Origin of the sequence: Burkholderia sp. Bp8992, from assembly GCF_003853705.1 — a bacterium.
Lineage (GTDB): Bacteria > Pseudomonadota > Gammaproteobacteria > Burkholderiales > Burkholderiaceae > Burkholderia.
On the sequence record NZ_QTQI01000015.1, the window covers coordinates 182,758 to 198,940 of the forward strand.

The window sequence follows — 16,183 nt, forward strand, 5'->3', positions numbered from 1 at the left end:
GGCACCGTGGGGCCGCGCGCCCCCGGCGCGCTTTCTTCATCACGTTTCATTCGTCGGCGCTCCACGCCGTTTGATGCGCGATGCCCGTGACGGGCGTCGCGCTTTTTTGCGTGCGGCCAGCGCGTCAATGCAGGCCGGCCGGGCTCCGCCCCGGCAGCGCACCGCCCGGGAAACCGGACAGGCTCGGCGCACTGGCCGGCATCGCCGGGGCCCCCGCCGGTGCGTCGGCGACCGGCGCGGACAGCCCGGGGGCGAGGTACAGGAACTTCCATTGCCGATAGGTCTCGGCCCCTTCGAAATCCATGTATCGATCGGGAAATCCCGCGCGCTTGATCGTCGCGTCGTCCGAGCTGCTGAACACGCCGTAGAAGCGGTCGGCGCGCCACAGGAAGGACCAGTCGTTCTTGCCGCTGACCGGATCCGGATACGCACGGCGCAGGTGGTGCATGGGCTTCGCGAAGCGGGTGTCTTCCAGCAGATCGTCGACCGTTTGCGGGTATGCGCGCGCGAGCCGGTAATACCCGATGATGGCCTTCCGGTACTGGTCGCCGACGAACAGCAGTTGCCGCTCCTGCTCGCGGCGCCGCTGCAGCGACCAGACGTCCAGCGCGCCGGCCAGTGCGATCGACATCAGCATCAGCGCGATCAGCAGTGCGAGCAGCACGAGCCCGCGCTGCCGCCCGCGGCGGCGGGCATGCGGTGCGCGCGCGACGCGGCGCCCGGCCCGCTTCATTTCGCCGCCCCGGCCGCAACCGTTGCCGTTGCAGCGACGCCCGGCGGCACGCCCTGCGCGTCGCTCGCGGGCCCGACGTCGTATACGCCGGGCTTGGTCTCGTCCGGCGATGCAAGCGTCGCCCATTTGTCGTCGCCGTTGACCGGATCGACCGGCACCGCACGCAGATAGTGTTTCGCGACCAGTTCGTCGAGCGTCTCGGGATACTGCCCGTTGTCGCCGTAATACTGGTCGATCGCATTGCGCATGACCGCGAGGTTCTGCAGCCTCACCTGCTCCTTGCCGCGCTCGATGCTGTGCATGTAGCGCGGCACGGCCAACGTCAGAAGCAGTCCGATGATGGCCATCACGACCACGATTTCGATCAGCGTAAAGCCGCGGATCCGGCGGATGCGAGCGAGTTTCATGATGAACCCCGTCACCACTGTTTGTACGGAATGCCGTTGATGCCGATACGCGCCGATTTCGACGTCACGTCGAACACGTCCTTGCCAGGCTCGATGCCGCCGGGCGGCCCGTCGGCCGCCGGCTCAGGCGGCGTGCCGTACGCACGCACGTCCCAGGTGTCCTCGTCCGGCGTATCGGCGTCGCCGGTGAAGAACGGATCGCGTGGCACGCGGCGCAGGAACATCAGCATGCCGCCCTTCGGGTCGCGGGCGTTTTTCACGCCCGTCACGAGCACGGTGAGCGACGGCGGATAGCCGGACGCTTCGGCTTCCTTTTCGATCTTCCCCGCGTCGCTCGCCTCCTTGTACGCATCGAGCGCCGTGCGGATCTCGCGCAACGCGGCACCCAACGCCTGCTCCTTCTGCCGCTGCACGAGCAGTTCGGAGAACGGCATGACCGCGAGCGCGAGGATCGCCACGAGCGCGAGCGTGACGACCATCTCGATCAGCGTGAAGCCGCGCTGGCCGATGCGGCTGGCGCGGCCCACGCAAGTCGCTGCATTGCGCGCGGCCACGGCTCACTTCCCGACCGGGCGAAGCGGGTTTTCGCTCGGAATGTCGCCCGCCGGCATCTGCAGCGTCGGGGGCGGGGCCGCCGCGGCAGCCTGCTCGGCCGGCGCAGGCGACGCAACCGGCGTCACGGTGGTGCCCGGCGCGGGCGCGACTTCGTTGCCCGCCGATGCGGCCGGCTGCTCCGCCGCGGCTGCCCCGCCGGTCCCGGCGGCCGGCGCGGGGAGCGCCGGCTGAGGACGCGAGAACCGCCCGCCGTACGGTTCAGGCGGCGGCGTCGTGCGCGGGGCGGCCGGCAGCTGCCCGAACGCGCCGGTCCCCGGCGACGCTTGCGTGCGGTTCGCCGCGGCCTCCAGCGGCGACGGCGCCGCACGACCCGAGGTCCCGCCGCCCACGCTGCCCGGAACGACCTTGGCCTCCGGCGCCGCGGGCGCCGCCTCCGCGCTCAGCATCACCGGATCGAGTCGAAGCTGGTCGGCGTGCACGTTGACGTCGGTGCCCGACCACACTTCCTGCGTGTCCGCATCCGCCGCAACCTGCGGCCGGACGATATGCGGCGTGATCTGCAGCACGATCTCGGTCTTCTTGTGATCGCCGCCGTGATCCGAGAACAGTCGGCCGAGCACCGGCAACTGCCCGAGACCCGGCACCTTGTTCGCGTTGCGGCGGTCCTCGTCGGAAATCAGGCCGCCCATGATCTGCGTTTCGCCGTCCCGAAGCCGCAGGCTGGTCGACGCACTGCGCGTACCGATCTGATAGGCGAGCGAGCTCAGTCCCTGCGAGTTGCCGCTCGAGATCGTGTTGGTGATGTTGCTGACTTCGAGATTCAGCTTGATGCCGACGTCGCCGTCGCGATAGACCTGCGGCTCGACCTCGAGCTTGATGCCCACGTCGAGGTACTGGATCATCTGCGTAAACGACGGGCCGCTGGTGCTCGGCGTGCTCGAGCTCGAGATCACCGGCACCTTGTCGCCGATCATGATGCGCGCCTTTTCCTTGTTGCGCGCTCGGATGCGCGGACTCGCGAGCAGATTCGCGTCGGTATCGGTCAGCTTGAAGTCCGCGGTGGCCGACAGGCTGCTGACGTTCAGCGCATTGATCGGCAGATGGTGCAGCACACCCCAGGTATCGGCCGAGCTCGGCGTCGACACCGTAAACGAGCTGGGCCAGTTGATGCCCAGTTGCGACATCCGGTCATGCGAGACCTCCAGCACCTCGACCTCGAGCATCACTTCCGGCTCCGGCAAGTCCTGGGCGGCAATCATCTCCTCGGCGACCTTGATCATGTCCGGCGTGCCGCGGATCGTCACCGTGTTCGCGCGCTCGTCGATCACGGCCTCCTTCACCTTCAACAGGCTCTTCAGGAGCGACTGGACCTGCTTCGCGTCGACGTTCGACAGCTGGAACGTACGCACCTTGAGCTCCTGGTATTCGAGCTCCTTGGCCGGCGTCGCCGGGTAGATGAACAGCGTGTTCGCGTTCATCTGCTTCTTGTCGAGCTGGTTCTGCAACAGGATCATGTCGACCGTGTCCTGCAGCGATGCGTTCTGCACGAAGATCGTCGTCTTCAGATCGGCGCGCACGTCGCGATCGAAAATGACGTTCAGCCCGGACGTCCGCGACAAGGCCTCGAACACCATCCGCACGTTCGCGTCGCGAAACTGCAGCGACACCGGCGTGCGCATGATCGACGACGCCGCGAGCTTGTCGTCGCGATCCGCATGTTGCTGGCGGCGCTTTTCGTCGAGCTCCGCCTGCATCTGCGCCGCCATCGTGTTGGCCGGATCCTCGACCAGCACGCGATGCACGCGTTCGGCCGCCTGCGCGTACGAACCGCGCTTCATCATGCGGTCGGCTTCCTGCAGGATCGCAAGATGCTTGCGGTCCTGGTCGATCATCGTGCCGATCCGGCGCGCGCGCTCGCTGGCGGGATCGAGTTGCTTCGCCATGTAGACGGAGCGCGCCGCGTCGTCGAACTCGTTCTTCTGGCGAAACGCGTCCGCATTGTCGAGCAGCTCGTCGACGGCTTCCTTGCGGTCGTGCAATGCGTCGATCTTCACCTGCGCATTGGTCGGATCGTCGTGAAGATTCGGCACATGCGCACAGCCGCCGCAGGCGAGCAGCGCCGCGGCGATCGCCAGCGCGCGTTTCGTCGCGCACCGGTTGACCGGCGGCACCGATCGCGCGTCGGCCGCGGGGGCGGAGCAAAGGCATGTCGACCGGCCGTCGTCCCCGTCGCGGCGCGCATCCCGTGTGCGTATGGTTTTCATTTACTTTCCTTCCACTGGAATGAGCACCATCTGGACCTGGTTCAGCGGCAGATAGGTGAGCACCACGTTCGATTCGGATACCGAATCGACCCGATACTGGCCGCCGATCACGTCACCCGGCGAAACGATCAGCAACTGGTCTCCGTTGCCGAGAAACACCTGCGGCTTCGCCGCCTTGGCATCCTGCTGGCCGAGATAGACGAACGGCACCGGTGGCGCGGTAGGCGGCGCCGGACGCGTTTCGGGCGGCGGCGGCACGACGGGCGGCGGCGGCAGCCACGACGACGCCGTGAACGGATCGTGTGCGGCTTCGACCGACACAGGCGCACGCAACGCGGCGAGCCTGTCGCGCGGCGTCGCCGCCGCTGCGTGCGACGCGGGCGCAGGCGCCGCGGCATGAGAGGCTGGCGCGACGCGCGCGCGGGTCGGCGCGGACGCCACGTGCGCACCGTCGTGATGGACCACGATGCTTGCAGCAGCCGGTGCCGGTTGCTGCATCGCCGCCACCAGCACGCGATATCCGGCGCCGGCGACGACGAGGCAACCCAGCGCGAGCGCGAGTGCGAGCCGATGGCGCGAAGCAGGCTTCATGACGGCGGAGATCATGGCTGGGCGCTCCGATAGACGAGTTCGAAACGCACCCGCGCGTCGAGAATGCTGCTGCCCACCGCGGGACGCTCGACGTGGATTTCCTGCAGCGCCGCGTTCGGCACGTTGTTCAGCACCGATGCGAGAAAATGCCGGATCGCGCCGTACTGATCCTTCACGGGCAGCAGCACCTGGTAGCGCGCGAAGCGTCCGCCCGACTCCGTCGTCATCTGGTACTCGGCGGACCCGAGCGTCAGATGGCTGTCGCGTGCCTGTTCGAAGATCGATGCGATGTCGTCCGCGCTTTGCGACGAAGCCGGAAAGAGCGTCGGCAGCGCGTCAAGCGTGGTCGCATCCGCGGCCGTGTCGCGCACCTCGGCGGGACGATGGCCGTGGGCCGCGCGCACCACCCCGGCCGGCGCCAGCATCGCGTGCGTGTCGGACTCGACGCCCGCGATCGCCGCACACGTGATGCCGGCGGCGCCGAGCATCAGCAGCCCGGCGAGGCCCGGCAGGCCGAATGCGCGCCGCCACTCGAAGCGAAGCGTGAGCAGGCGGTCCGCGAAACGATCGGCTTTCATGATTTCCTCCAGACGGCCGTGATCTGGAAACGCACCGGCTTGCCCGCCACGTTCTCCTCGACGAGATGGCCGTTGAGCGTCGCCTCGCGCAGCACGACACTCGTCTGCAAATACTTCAGGTACGCGATCATCGCGTCCGGGTCCTTCGCTTCGGCCGTGATGCGAATCTGGCCCTGCGCGGGATTCTGGTCGATGCCGATCAGTGCGACGTCGTGGCCCGGATAGTCCTCGACGATCGAGAAGAGCGTCTGCCATGGCACGGTCAATTCGCGCAGCACGGCCTGGCTCTGCTTTTCCGCGAGCTTGGCAGCCGCGGTGGGCGGCGCCTTCGCGACGTGTTGCTGCACGAACATGCGATGCTGGACGACCGCCTGGCTGTCCCTGACGCGATCGTTCTCCGCGTACGCGTACCAGAGCCGGACGGCGCACGCGCCCCACAGCAACGCGGCGATACCGAGGAGGATCGCGCCGCGGGTGCCGATGCGCGCGCGGCGCCGGCAAAAATCGATGTCGAGCGTGCGGATCATGGCGCGTACTCCAGCAACCGGCGCGCGGGCGAACCATCGAGCGCCGCGCGGCCCGGCAGCGCGACCGCGGCGAAACGCGCGTCGAACGGCGCGGCATCCATGTCGACGCCGGACAGATAGACCTTGCAGGCATCACGCTTCAGGCCCGTGCGCATCGCCGAGCGCTCGAACAGCTGCTCGGCGAGCTCGGCGAGCCGCGACGCGTCGCCCGACTCGCCCGGAAAGAGGCGCTGCGTGTCGTACGCGACCCACTCGCCGCGCTCGATCATGACCGCCTGCAGCAGCGCTTCATCGACGACGAGCAGCATCGCGTCGCCGTCCGGCTTCGCCGCGAACCGGTTGAGCGTCTCCGGCAGCGCCGCGCGCAGGCAGCAGATCCGCACGTCGCCGGACGCGCCCGTACCGAGAATGCCGTCGTACAGCGTGCGCGGCAGCGCGCTGGCAAAGAGCGCACGGCCGCCGTGCCGCACGTCGAAGCGCGCGACCAGCGACTCGGCGGCGACGCCGTACGTGTCGGAGAAATGCGCGAGTGCGATTTCCTCGAGCTCGCGGGCGTGCAGCGCGCGGAAGTCTCCGCGCAGGATCGCGTGACAACACCAGAAGTCGTCGAGCACGATGTGCGCACCGCGCGCCGGCGCCCGCTTCGCGCCAGCATCGGCATCGGCACCGAGCGCGGGAGCCAGCGCGGCACGCAGCGCGTCGAGCATCCCCGCCTCGCTGCCGAACTGGTCGTCGGGAATGACGACGCTCAGCGGCTCGGCGACGAACCCGCGACGGCCCGGCCGCCACGGCGCGCGCGTACGGACGCCGACGACGATCTCGCGCGTACCGACGCCCACGGCAAGCGATTCATTCGACCATGGTGACACGATTGATCTCCTCGAGCGTCGTTTCGCCGCGCTTCACCAGGTCGATCGCCGACGCCCGCAACGTCGTCATCCCATAGCGCAGCGCCGCGGCCTTGATATGCCCGAGCGGTGCGCGCTCGGACAGCAGTTGCCGCAGTTCGTCGTTCATGCGCAGCGCCTCCGCGATCGCCCGCCGGCCGCGATAGCCGCTGCCGCGGCACATCGCACACCCGGTACCGCGTCGAAACAGGTAGCTGCCGGCCGTATCGGGGTCGATGCCCGAGCGGACGAGCGCATCCGCGTCCACCGTGTCCTCGTCGAGACAGTCCGTGCAGCACTGGCGCAGCAGCCGCTGCGCGATGACGCCGTTCAGCGCCGATACGAAGCTGTACGGATCGACCTCCATGTTCGTGAACCGGCCGATCACGTCGAACACGTTGTTCGCATGCACGGTGGTAAACACCTGATGGCCGGTCAGCGCCGCCTGCACGGCGATCTGCGCGGTTTCGGGATCGCGGATTTCGCCGACCATGATCTTGTCCGGATCGTGCCGCAGGATCGACCGCAAGCCGCGCGCGAACGTCAGGCCCTTCGCCTCGTTGACCGGGATCTGCAGGATCTCGCCCAGCTGGTACTCGACCGGATCCTCGATCGTCACGATCTTCTCGAGCCCGTTGTTGATTTCGGTGAGGATTGCGTAAAGCGTCGTGGTCTTGCCGCTGCCGGTGGGGCCCGTGACGAGCAGCATGCCGTACGGCATCGATGCGACCGACCGCATGAAGCGCGTGTCGGCCGGCTGGAACCCGAGCGCCTCGAGCGTCAGGCCGCCCGACGCCTGGGAAAGCTGATAGCGGTCGAGAATCCGCAACACCGCGTCCTCGCCGAACTGGTTCGGCATGATCGACACGCGGAAATCGATCTCGCGTCCCGCGTACATCGCCTTGAAGCGCCCGTCCTGCGGGATGCGGCGCTCCGCGATATCGAGCTCGGAGATCACCTTCACGCGCGACAGCACCTGATCCGCGACGTCGCGGCCCTCCACGCGCCCCACCACCGTCAGCACGCCGTCGACGCGGCACTTGATCATCAGGCCGGCCGCCCGGCATTCGAGGTGGATGTCGCTCGCCAGCATCTTGAGCGCATCGTAGATCGTCGAATTGAGCAGGCGCACCACCGGGCTGTCGTCGCTGCTGATGCCCTGCAGCGTCAGCGCGAGCGACGCCGGATCGGGCGCGCACTGGATCGGGTCGTCGAACGCGAGCGAATCCATCGCGCGGATGTCCTTCTCGCGCACCGCAAGATACGCGCTCAGGTCGCCGGCGCTCGCGAGCGCCCATCCGTACGGCAGTGCCGGGTGCGCACGCATCCGGTGTTCGATCCAGCCGCGCGTGCGCGCATCGAGCGGATCGGCGATCGCGAACAGCAGCGCGCCGCCGTCGGGATCGCGCAGGCACACGCAGAGACGCGCTATCGCCTCGACGAACGGCACGAGCTCGAAATCCGGCTCCAGGCGGTTCAGCTCGCGGATGCCGATCGGTTTCATCCGGAACTGCGTGGCGAGCCGCTCGCGGATGTCGTCCGCGCCGAGCGCCGTGTGCGCCGCCAACGCCTCGAGTGCGCGAATGCCGGAACCGTGGCGTTCGCCGAGCGTGCGAAGCAGGTCGCGCAGGCCGGCATCCGCGTCGGGATCGGGATCGAGGGGAGAAGTGACGATGTCCACGTGCGTCTCCAGGACGGTCTACTGAATGCTCGATGCGATCTCGAAGATCGGCATGTACATCAACACGACGATGCCGCCGATCACCACGCCGATCACGATCATCATCGCGGGTTCGATCAGCCGCGAAATCAGGTCGATCGTGCGCGACACCTGCGCTTCCTGGAATGCGGCGATCCGGTCGAGGACGGGCCCGAGCCCGCCGGTCTTTTCGGCTACCGTCAGCAGGCGATAGCCGATCGCGTTCGCGAGGCCGGCCTGCTGGAAGGCATCGGACATCTTCGCGCCGTTGCGGATCTGCTGCAGCGCGGCGGCAAGCGCGGCCTGATCCGCTCGGCCGACCAGGCCGCGAGCGAGGTCGAACGCGCGAATGGCGGGAATGCCGCCGTCGACCAGCATCGCGGTCGTGCGATAGAACTGCGACTGGCGAAACACGCGGAAGTGTTGCCCGATGCCGGGCAGCGCCAGCAGCCGGTCGGCGATCCAGATCCGCAGGGCCGGCCGCCGCAGCGCGACGCCGGCTGCGACCGCCAGCACGGCCAGGCCCGCCGCCAGCCCGGCGCCGTGCGCGTGCACCATGCCGCCCCACGCCATCAGCAGCCGCGACATCAGCGGCAGTTCGCGCCCGCTGTGTTCGAGCAGCGTCGCGAACCGCGGCACCACGAAGCCGAGCAGGAACAGCACGACGGCTGCGCCGACGAACAGCAGCACCGTCGGGTAGATCGCCGCCGACACGACCCGTGCGCGCAGCTCGCGCAGCGTCGCGCTGTTGGCCGAATAGCGCGTGAGGCTGTCGGCCAGTCCGCCGGTCTGCTCGCTCGCCTTCACGCACGCCACCAGCACCGGCGGAAAGATCGGGCTCGCGTGCTCGAGCGCCATCGACAGCGACTGCCCTTCCTCGAGATGTCGCAGCAGGTCGCGATACACCTGCGCGGACGCTTCGCGCCGCGTGCTGCCGCCGAGCGTGCGCAATGCGTCGACGAGGCCGACACCCGCGTCGAGCAGCGCCGCGAGCTCGCGCGCGAACATGTCGACGTCGAAGCGCGCACGCGGCATGCCGAACCGCTTCGCGCCGCGCCGCTGCCGCGCGGCGTCCGCGTTGACCGACACGACGCGCAGGCCGCGCGCGCGAGCAAGCGATGCGGCGTTCGCCGGCGAATCGCTGTCGATTCGCAGCGTCTGCACCGAGCCGCTCGTATCGAATACCCGCAGCACGAATTTCACGTCGACTCTCCTTGCGGTCTGCTCATGCCGTGCACAGTGGCCACGCCCCTACCACGACGAGATCGTCACGTTCTCGCCGGTACCGCCGCCGCGTCCGTCCTTGCCGAGCGAAAACAGGTCGTAGTCGCCGTGTTCGCCCGGTGAACGATACTGATAGGGCCGATCCCACGGATCCACCGGGACGGCTTTCTGCAGATAGGGGCCGCTCCACCGCGCTGCGCTTTGCGGCTTGTTCACGAGCGCATCGAGCCCTTCCTCGGTGGTCGGATACGAACCGACGTCGAGCCGGTATTGATCCAGCGCCTGGCCGAGCGACACGATCTGCGCGCGCGCGATCTTCACGTTCGACTTGCCGACCTGTTCGAAGTACCGTGGCGCGACGAGCCCTGCCAGCAACCCGATGATGACCATCACGACGAGCAATTCGAGCAACGTGAAGCCGCGGCTCGCGCATGCACGGCACACGCTTCGTTCGTCGCGCGGCCGCCGGCCCGGCCCGCCGGCCGGTATCGAGGACGATTCATGGCTCACGGCTTCCCTCCCTGTATCGACCCGCGGCGTCGGCGCTGCCGATGCCGTTGATTGCATTCTTGTTCACGCCGGTACGCGCCAGAAGTAGGAGGTGCCGTCCATCCCCATGGGTAGTTCCCCCCCAGTTGGGCAACCTGCCGATGGAGGGGATTCACACATGGTCGTCGTCGTTCAGCGCGAGCACGCCGATGTCGATCGCGAAGTGAACCAGGCCGGTCAGGTTGGCGATGCCGAGCTTGCGCATGAGATTGGCGCGGTGCTTGTCCACGGTCTTCGGACTGACCTTCAGGCACTCGCCGACCTGCCGGCTCGTGTGCCCCTCGACGACGAGGCGCAACACCGTGCGCTCGCGACTGGTCAGCGCACCCCACAGGCGCGCCTTGTGCGCGTTCGCGTCGCGCAACCCATGCAGGCCGACGCGGGCACGATAGGCGTCGAGGCTGACCACGCACTTGCCCTGCATCACGAAGCGCATCTCGCGCACCAGGTCGGCGAACGGCGCGTCCTTGAGCACGTAGCCGTCCGCACCGGCGGCGAAAGCGTCGCTCACGTCATCTTCGCTGCGATGAACCGTGAGGACGATGATCCGCACATGCGGCACGTCGCGCTTGATCGTCGCGATTGCTTCGAAGCCGCTGCCGCCCGGCATCGACAGATCCATCAGGATCAGGTCGGGCCGGGTCTTCTCGGCGAGATGACAGGCCTCGACCCCGCCGCTCGCCGCGCCGACGATGCAGTAGTCGGCCAGCTCGGAAACCAGGTGACTCAGGCCGATCCGCAACAGATGCTGGTCCTCGACGATCAGCACACGATGCTTGTTGTCCAATTTCGACGCTCCCTCGCAGAAACGCGGCGCCCAGGGCCGGTTCCCGCTAATGACGGGCTTGCGAACGTGCCTTTCCGCGCGTCCCCCGAGGGGACTTCAGCTGGGCGCGTGCAAGGAGAAAGCGGTCGCAACAGCCGTAGCCATTGCAACGACGAACGATGCCGCCGTGCGGGCGGAAAGATACGTCTCCCTGTCTGGAAAAATTCATTCGTGGGGCCGGCGCAAACCCGTGATTCGCGGGAGCGGGCCCTAGTTGGACGCAACGACGTCGCGATAGGCCGCCAGCAGCTCGGTGGGCGTCGCGAAACCGTCGATCCGCAGCCACGCCTGGCCCGGCGCGGCCCGCACGAACGTCACCGGCGTGTGGTTCATCTTGTCGCCGCGATACACGTTGAACGCGCGCTGCGCGGCCACGCTCGCATCGACGGTCCCGGTGTAGTGCTGCCATTCGGGGCCGGCATCGAAGCGCGCCGCGTAGGTCCTGAGCCGCTCGGGCGTGTCCGCCTCCGGATCGATCGAGATCGACATGATGTGGACCTTGTCGCGGTCGGCGCCGAGTTCACCCTGCAGTTGCTCGAGCGTCTGGCTGATCATCGGGCAGATGGTCGTGCAGCTGGTGTAGACGAACGTCAGGATCACCGGCCGGCCGTCGTCGAGCTCCTTGGCCAGCGAGACGGACTGACCGTCGTCGCGCACGAGCTGAACCGCCGGCGTCGCATACTGGACCATCGTGTGCAGGGTGCCCGGCATCATCGCGTGATGCATGTGCATGCCCGCGGCTTCCGTCGCGCCCTCGGTCACGGGGGTGCCGAGCGTGCCGGGTGTGCCGGCCTTGTCGACCGCGTTACCGGCAGGCGCGGCCGGTGCGGGCTGAGCGGGCTGAGCGGGCTGTGCCGGGACGTCGATGGCGGGCGTCATCGCGGGTCCCGCGGCAGGCTCGGCCGCCGGCTCCATCGCGTGTTCCATCCCGTGCCCCATCGCGGGCATCGCTGCGCTGTCGGCGGCGCTCCCGGCGGCATCCCCGGCGGCACTGTCCACCGCGTTTGCGGCAGGATGTTCGGCACCGTTCTGCATGTCCTTTCCCATCAGGCTGTCGACGGCATCCGGCGCCGGGTTTTCCGTCGCGCTCATGTTCGCCGCCGCACCTTCGGCCGCCGCTGCCCCGGCGCTCTCCATCGCGCCGCCATCGGACGCACACCACGCGGGCGCCGCGGCAAGCGCGACGCTCGCGACCACGAATACGCCCATCGTCGATCTGGCGATCCTGTTCATACCAGCCTCCATGACACGAGCCAGGCAGCGGACAATTCCGTGCCCCGTCCATGAAGTGTCATGAAGTTGCCCGCGAGCGTCATGGGATGACGCCCCCCAAAGGCCGGTAGGACATGCCCGCTCGGCGCGTTCCGCGATGCAGGCGGCAGGCATTTCCCTATGACGAACGCGCGAAATCCCCATGTTGCGGCCCGCGTCGGTCACGTCCTAGAATGATCGAAACCTTACGTTTTCCTGAAGATGCACCTCGGGAGCCACCATGACTGAACGCCAGCCCGACGGGCCACGGATCAGGCTGCTCGATCTGATCGATGCGATGCGCAAGCTGCGCAGTGCGCTTCGTCACGACGATCGCCGCGCCACCGTCGTCACCGATGCACGGGGCGCCGCGCTCGCCCTTCTCGCCGACGACGGCGCGTTCGTATCGGTCAATCGCAGCGCCGCTGCGCTGTTCGGCTACAAGACCACCGAACTCGTCGGTCGGCACCTGCTCGACCTGGCACCCGACGACGCCCATCTCGGGCTGGCGAACGAGCTGTCCACGAGCGCCGCTCTTCAGCATCATTCGTTCACGGCGATGCTCGGCGGGCGAAGCGGCCATCCCGTGCAATTCGTCATCCATCAGCAGGCACTGCCCGGCACCCGACTGTCGCTGACGCTGTTCGAAGAACCGCCAATGCCCGAACCCGTACGACGCGGCGACGCGGCCAACGATGCGGGCGTGCATGCATGCCACACCTATTTGCTGATGGGCCAGCAGAAGGAACGCCATCGGCTCGCCGCGGAATTGCACGACGGGCTCGGCCAGGCACTGACGCTGATCAAGCTGATGAATGAGGACGCACTCATGCGGCTTCGTCGCGGCGAGATCTCCGACGCGACGAATCTGCTCGACGTCGCGGTGCTGCGGATTCGCGAGACGATCGGCGAAGTGCGCCAGATCTGCGGCGAACTGAAGCCTCCGATGCTCGACCGGCTCGGGCTGCCGGCCGCGCTCGCGTCGCTGTGCCGCCGCATCGAGCGCGACGCGAGCCCGCTGTCGGTCGAGTTCAATTGCGACGTCGACGACGACGACATTCCCGAGCATCTGAAGGCGGACATGTTCCGGGTCGCGCAGGAAGCGCTGCACAACGTCGTCAAACATGCGCAGGCCACCGAAATCGTGCTCGGCCTGCGACACGATACAGGCGGGCTGCTGCTGACGATCGACGACAACGGCGCCGGCTACGAGCGTCATCCGCTTGCGACGGACGACGCGCGCGCGGCGGGGCTCGGGCTGATCGGCATGCAACATCGCATCGAGTCGCACGGCGGCACGTTCGCGATCCAGTCGTCCGCCACGACGGGCACGCGCGTCTCGGCAACCTGGCCGCTCTGACACCGGCGACGCTCAGTGCTTTGCCCCGCCGGCGGGATAGTCGTCCAGCCGCGCGACGGCATCGGGCGCCTGCACGCCGTCGACGATCGGGTGAGCCGGCAGGTCGGTCACGTTCGGTTCCGCGCACTTGGACGCGAGCGTGGTCAGCAGACCCATGTTCATCGCGACGAGCACCAGTTCCGTCAGATTCGCGAGATGGAGCTTGTGCATCATGCTCGCCCGGTACTTCTCGATCGTCTTCGGGCTCAGGTTCAGGTACTGGCCGACCTGCCGGTTCGTACGCCCTTCCGCGATCAGCTTCAGCACGCTGCGTTCGCGCGCGGTCAGGATGTCCCACGCCTTCTTGGGCGCGGGCGCTTCGCGGCCGGTCACGAACGAGTCGACCATGTAGCCGTACACATCCGCGCTCAGGTGCCGCTTTCCCTGCATGACCATGCGCATCGCGAGCAGCAATTCGTCAAACGAAACATCCTTGAGCACGTAGCCTTCGACGCCTGCACGCAGCGCCTCGCGCACGTACTCCTCGTTCTGATGCACGGTGAGCACGACGATCCGGATCGTCGGCGCCCGCCGCTTGATCGTCGCACTCGCATCGATACCGTTCATCCCGCGCATCGACAGATCCATCAGGATCAGGTCCGGCGCGAGCGTCATGGCCAGGTGGCACGCTTCCTTGCCGTCTCGCGCTTCGCCGACGACTTCGTAATCGCCTTGTGCGGAAAGCATCGACCGCAGCCCGTTTCTCAGCAGATCGTGATCCTCTGCAATCATGACGCGATATTTAGTATTCACGACTTCCCCCAAGTTTTTTCCGCGCTTGCACCACGCCGGATCTCGACGCCTCGTTTGCACGGTGCCGGACGCTCGTTCGTTGCTTCATCCGGTCTGGCGCCCCATCTCGCGAGCGACGGGTCACACTCGTGCTCGGAGCAAGGATCGCGCCAGTGCGCCGCGCGCGAGCATCCGCGACCGGCATGCGCCCGCCTACATGCGGCGCAACGGCCTGAATGTTTCAGAGTTGAATCGATTTGACGTTGTGCGTCGCATCGGTAGGACTACGGATAGCGGGACTATCCGATCGCTTCCGTCGCGCCGGAAACGATTCATTCCGCGACGACGCGCGCATTGAGCAGAAAACAACTGTTCCGCGTAAGAATCGTCAACTTCTCCCGGTTACCAGGCGTTACCTGCGATTACTTGCGTAACAGTTTTGCATCGCCGCCGCGGCTGCTCTTGCGGCATCGAAGTGTAGGAGGTCGCCCCATTGCCGATCCGATGAACCGGCCACAACAATGCAAGTGCAGGAGGCCAAAAAGATGCACCGCCACCGTTCATCCGGATTGGGAACAGCGCTCGTTGCCGCATGCGTGGGATTCGGCTCGGCATGGTCGTGCGCCGCGCACGCGCAGATCTTCGGCGCGGTGGCGAGCAATGGCGCCATCGTCCTGACCAACGAACCCGGCACGGCCAATCTGAAGGTGATCGTCGCGGCCGCAGCGCCGGCCGCATCGGAAGCGAAGCGTGCCGCGCCGAAATCGGCGGTCGCGTCGTCGTTCGCGGACGTGATCGCCGAGGCAAGCCGGTCGTTCAATGTTCCGCCCGAACTCCTTCGCGCGGTGATCGACGTCGAATCGGGATACAACCCGAAGGCGGTCTCGGACAAAGGCGCGCGCGGGCTCATGCAATTGATGCCGGACACGGCCCGGCGCTTTTCGGGCGGCGACATGCTCGATCCGCGCGACAACGTGCTGGCCGGCGCGCGGTATCTGCGCTTCCTGCTCGACCTGTTCAAGGAAAACGTCGAGCTCACGCTCGCTGCCTACAATGCCGGGGAGAACGCCGTGATTCGCGCGGGTTATCGCATTCCGTCGTTTCCGCAGACACGCGAGTACGTGCCTCGCGTACTTGCGCGCTACAAACGGCTCCTCGCCGCGAATTGAAACACCGGCGCCGCGCGTACGATCCGCGGCCGGCGTGACACCGGCCGACGGGTCAGGTGACGATCAGGGAAATGCCGGGATGGTCGGATCTTCGCCCTGCAGATGTGCATCCGTGTGATGAAGCTTGATCGCGTCCTCGATCTCGTGAACGCGATCGGTCGGAACGTCGATCATCATCAGCAATTCGCCGTGCTCGATGCCGTCCTCGAAGCGCTTCAGGCGCGTGCTCGGCACGTCGACGCCGATCATCGTCGCCACCCATGCGCCGAAGGCCGCGCCGAACAGCGTGATCGCCACGACGATGCCGCCGCCGATCCGCAAACCGTCGGGCGGGAACACCAGCACGAGCAGCCCGAGCAGCATGCCGGTCCCGAAGCCGACCGCGGTGCCGCGCGCGAGCGACGGCAGCAGGTCGCTGCGTTGCGCGAGCGTCGCCTCCGGCAACCCGTCGCGCATCACGTCGTGATTCGCGAGGCAATGGATATGGCGCCACTCGATTCGCAGCGACAGCAGTTCGCCGATGACCGACTGCGCGCATTGTGTCGTCGGCAACAGAAAATAGACCCTTCTCATGGCTCCTCCCACGTCACCGCGCCATGCGGCGATACGCCCTTCAGACATTCTGGTGCGGCACGCGTCCGGCTTGTAGTGGTAATGCTCGCCGAAGTGCATGGGTAGAACACGGTAGGAGGCGCCGCGCGCGTTTCAGAGCCGCCCGTAGCTGTGCAGCCCGGACAGGAACATGTTGACGCCGAGGAACGCGAACGTCGTGACCAGCAGGCCCGTGAGCGC

17 protein-coding genes are annotated in these 16,183 nt (G+C 67.3%); 2 read left to right on the forward strand and 15 right to left on the reverse strand.

Annotation, left to right across the window (positions count from 1 at the left end; all coding sequences use genetic code 11):
• Positions 1-124: 124 nt before the first annotated feature.
• The 13 genes from DIE03_RS22400 to DIE03_RS22460 form a co-directional block, all read right to left on the reverse strand.
• Entirely contained in the window at positions 125-733 is a 609-nt protein-coding gene (locus DIE03_RS22400) for a type II secretion system protein (protein ID WP_124454108.1), read from the reverse strand.
• Entirely contained in the window at positions 730-1,140 is a 411-nt protein-coding gene (locus DIE03_RS22405; RefSeq protein WP_124454110.1) for a type IV pilin protein, read from the reverse strand. Before DIE03_RS22405 ends, DIE03_RS22400 begins: the two co-directional genes overlap by 4 nt.
• Positions 1,141-1,151: 11 nt before the next feature.
• On the reverse strand, positions 1,152-1,694 hold the full coding sequence (locus DIE03_RS22410) for a type II secretion system protein (protein ID WP_124454112.1): 543 nt from the start codon (positions 1,692-1,694) through the stop codon (positions 1,152-1,154).
• 3 nt (positions 1,695-1,697) lie between these two features.
• Positions 1,698-3,959, reverse strand: coding sequence for a type IV pilus secretin PilQ (locus DIE03_RS22415; protein ID WP_124454114.1), 2,262 nt, complete (start codon positions 3,957-3,959; stop codon positions 1,698-1,700).
• Positions 3,960-4,565, reverse strand: coding sequence for a hypothetical protein (locus DIE03_RS22420; protein WP_124454116.1), 606 nt, complete (start codon positions 4,563-4,565; stop codon positions 3,960-3,962).
• Positions 4,562-5,128 (reverse strand): hypothetical protein, encoded by a 567-nt coding sequence (locus DIE03_RS22425; RefSeq protein ID WP_124454118.1) that lies wholly within the window; start codon positions 5,126-5,128, stop codon positions 4,562-4,564. Before DIE03_RS22425 ends, DIE03_RS22420 begins: the two co-directional genes overlap by 4 nt.
• Complete coding sequence (locus tag DIE03_RS22430; protein WP_124454119.1) at positions 5,125-5,655, reverse strand: hypothetical protein; 531 nt, start codon at positions 5,653-5,655, stop codon at positions 5,125-5,127. Before DIE03_RS22430 ends, DIE03_RS22425 begins: the two co-directional genes overlap by 4 nt.
• On the reverse strand, positions 5,652-6,524 hold the full coding sequence (locus tag DIE03_RS22435; RefSeq protein ID WP_124454121.1) for a hypothetical protein: 873 nt from the start codon (positions 6,522-6,524) through the stop codon (positions 5,652-5,654). The genes DIE03_RS22430 and DIE03_RS22435 overlap by 4 nt, the downstream gene beginning before the upstream one ends.
• Positions 6,505-8,223 carry a GspE/PulE family protein gene (locus DIE03_RS22440; protein WP_124454123.1) on the reverse strand — a complete coding sequence of 573 codons (1,719 nt, stop codon included), beginning with the start codon at positions 8,221-8,223 and terminating at the stop codon, positions 6,505-6,507. The genes DIE03_RS22435 and DIE03_RS22440 overlap by 20 nt, the downstream gene beginning before the upstream one ends.
• 18 nt (positions 8,224-8,241) lie before the next feature.
• Entirely contained in the window at positions 8,242-9,444 is a 1,203-nt protein-coding gene (locus tag DIE03_RS22445; protein WP_124454125.1) for a type II secretion system F family protein, read from the reverse strand.
• Between the two features lie 48 nt (positions 9,445-9,492).
• Positions 9,493-9,909 (reverse strand): type II secretion system major pseudopilin GspG, encoded by a 417-nt coding sequence (gspG, locus tag DIE03_RS22450; protein ID WP_185658196.1) that lies wholly within the window; start codon positions 9,907-9,909, stop codon positions 9,493-9,495.
• A 217-nt stretch (positions 9,910-10,126) separates the two neighbouring features.
• Positions 10,127-10,801, reverse strand: a complete 675-nt coding sequence (locus DIE03_RS22455) for a response regulator transcription factor (protein WP_124454127.1) — start codon at positions 10,799-10,801, stop codon at positions 10,127-10,129.
• A gap of 249 nt (positions 10,802-11,050) precedes the next feature.
• Positions 11,051-11,707 (reverse strand): SCO family protein, encoded by a 657-nt coding sequence (locus DIE03_RS22460; RefSeq protein WP_409364429.1) that lies wholly within the window; start codon positions 11,705-11,707, stop codon positions 11,051-11,053.
• A gap of 625 nt (positions 11,708-12,332) precedes the next feature.
• Here DIE03_RS22460 and DIE03_RS22465 point away from each other — a divergent pair.
• Positions 12,333-13,451: a sensor histidine kinase gene (locus DIE03_RS22465; RefSeq protein ID WP_124454129.1), complete on the forward strand. Its 1,119-nt coding sequence runs from the start codon at positions 12,333-12,335 to the stop codon at positions 13,449-13,451.
• A gap of 12 nt (positions 13,452-13,463) precedes the next feature.
• Here DIE03_RS22465 and DIE03_RS22470 read toward each other — a convergent pair whose 3' ends face one another.
• Positions 13,464-14,243, reverse strand: a complete 780-nt coding sequence (locus DIE03_RS22470) for a response regulator transcription factor (RefSeq protein WP_124454131.1) — start codon at positions 14,241-14,243, stop codon at positions 13,464-13,466.
• A 524-nt stretch (positions 14,244-14,767) separates the two neighbouring features.
• Between DIE03_RS22470 and DIE03_RS22475 the strand changes: the two genes are divergently transcribed.
• The gene (locus DIE03_RS22475) at positions 14,768-15,391 is read left to right on the forward strand and encodes a lytic transglycosylase domain-containing protein (protein ID WP_124454133.1); all 624 of its coding nucleotides are present in this window, start codon (positions 14,768-14,770) and stop codon (positions 15,389-15,391) included.
• A 63-nt stretch (positions 15,392-15,454) separates the two neighbouring features.
• Here DIE03_RS22475 and DIE03_RS22480 read toward each other — a convergent pair whose 3' ends face one another.
• Positions 15,455-15,964 carry a DUF1269 domain-containing protein gene (locus tag DIE03_RS22480; protein WP_124454135.1) on the reverse strand — a complete coding sequence of 170 codons (510 nt, stop codon included), beginning with the start codon at positions 15,962-15,964 and terminating at the stop codon, positions 15,455-15,457.
• Between the last annotated feature and the right edge of the window lie 219 nt (positions 15,965-16,183).

Bases quoted from the DNA above. Each gene is read 5' to 3' on its own strand.
- DIE03_RS22400 (WP_124454108.1), bottom strand. From the start codon at position 733: ATGAAGCGGGCCGGGCGCCGCGTCGCGCGCGCACCGCATGCCCGCCGC.
- DIE03_RS22405 (WP_124454110.1), bottom strand. From the start codon at position 1,140: ATGAAACTCGCTCGCATCCGCCGGATCCGCGGCTTTACGCTGATCGAA.
- DIE03_RS22415 (WP_124454114.1), bottom strand. From the start codon at position 3,959: ATGAAAACCATACGCACACGGGATGCGCGCCGCGACGGGGACGACGGC.
- DIE03_RS22420 (WP_124454116.1), bottom strand. From the start codon at position 4,565: ATGATCTCCGCCGTCATGAAGCCTGCTTCGCGCCATCGGCTCGCACTC.
- DIE03_RS22425 (WP_124454118.1), bottom strand. From the start codon at position 5,128: ATGAAAGCCGATCGTTTCGCGGACCGCCTGCTCACGCTTCGCTTCGAG.
- DIE03_RS22430 (WP_124454119.1), bottom strand. From the start codon at position 5,655: ATGATCCGCACGCTCGACATCGATTTTTGCCGGCGCCGCGCGCGCATC.
- DIE03_RS22465 (WP_124454129.1), top strand. From the start codon at position 12,333: ATGACTGAACGCCAGCCCGACGGGCCACGGATCAGGCTGCTCGATCTG.
- DIE03_RS22475 (WP_124454133.1), top strand. From the start codon at position 14,768: ATGCACCGCCACCGTTCATCCGGATTGGGAACAGCGCTCGTTGCCGCA.
- DIE03_RS22480 (WP_124454135.1), bottom strand. From the start codon at position 15,964: ATGAGAAGGGTCTATTTTCTGTTGCCGACGACACAATGCGCGCAGTCG.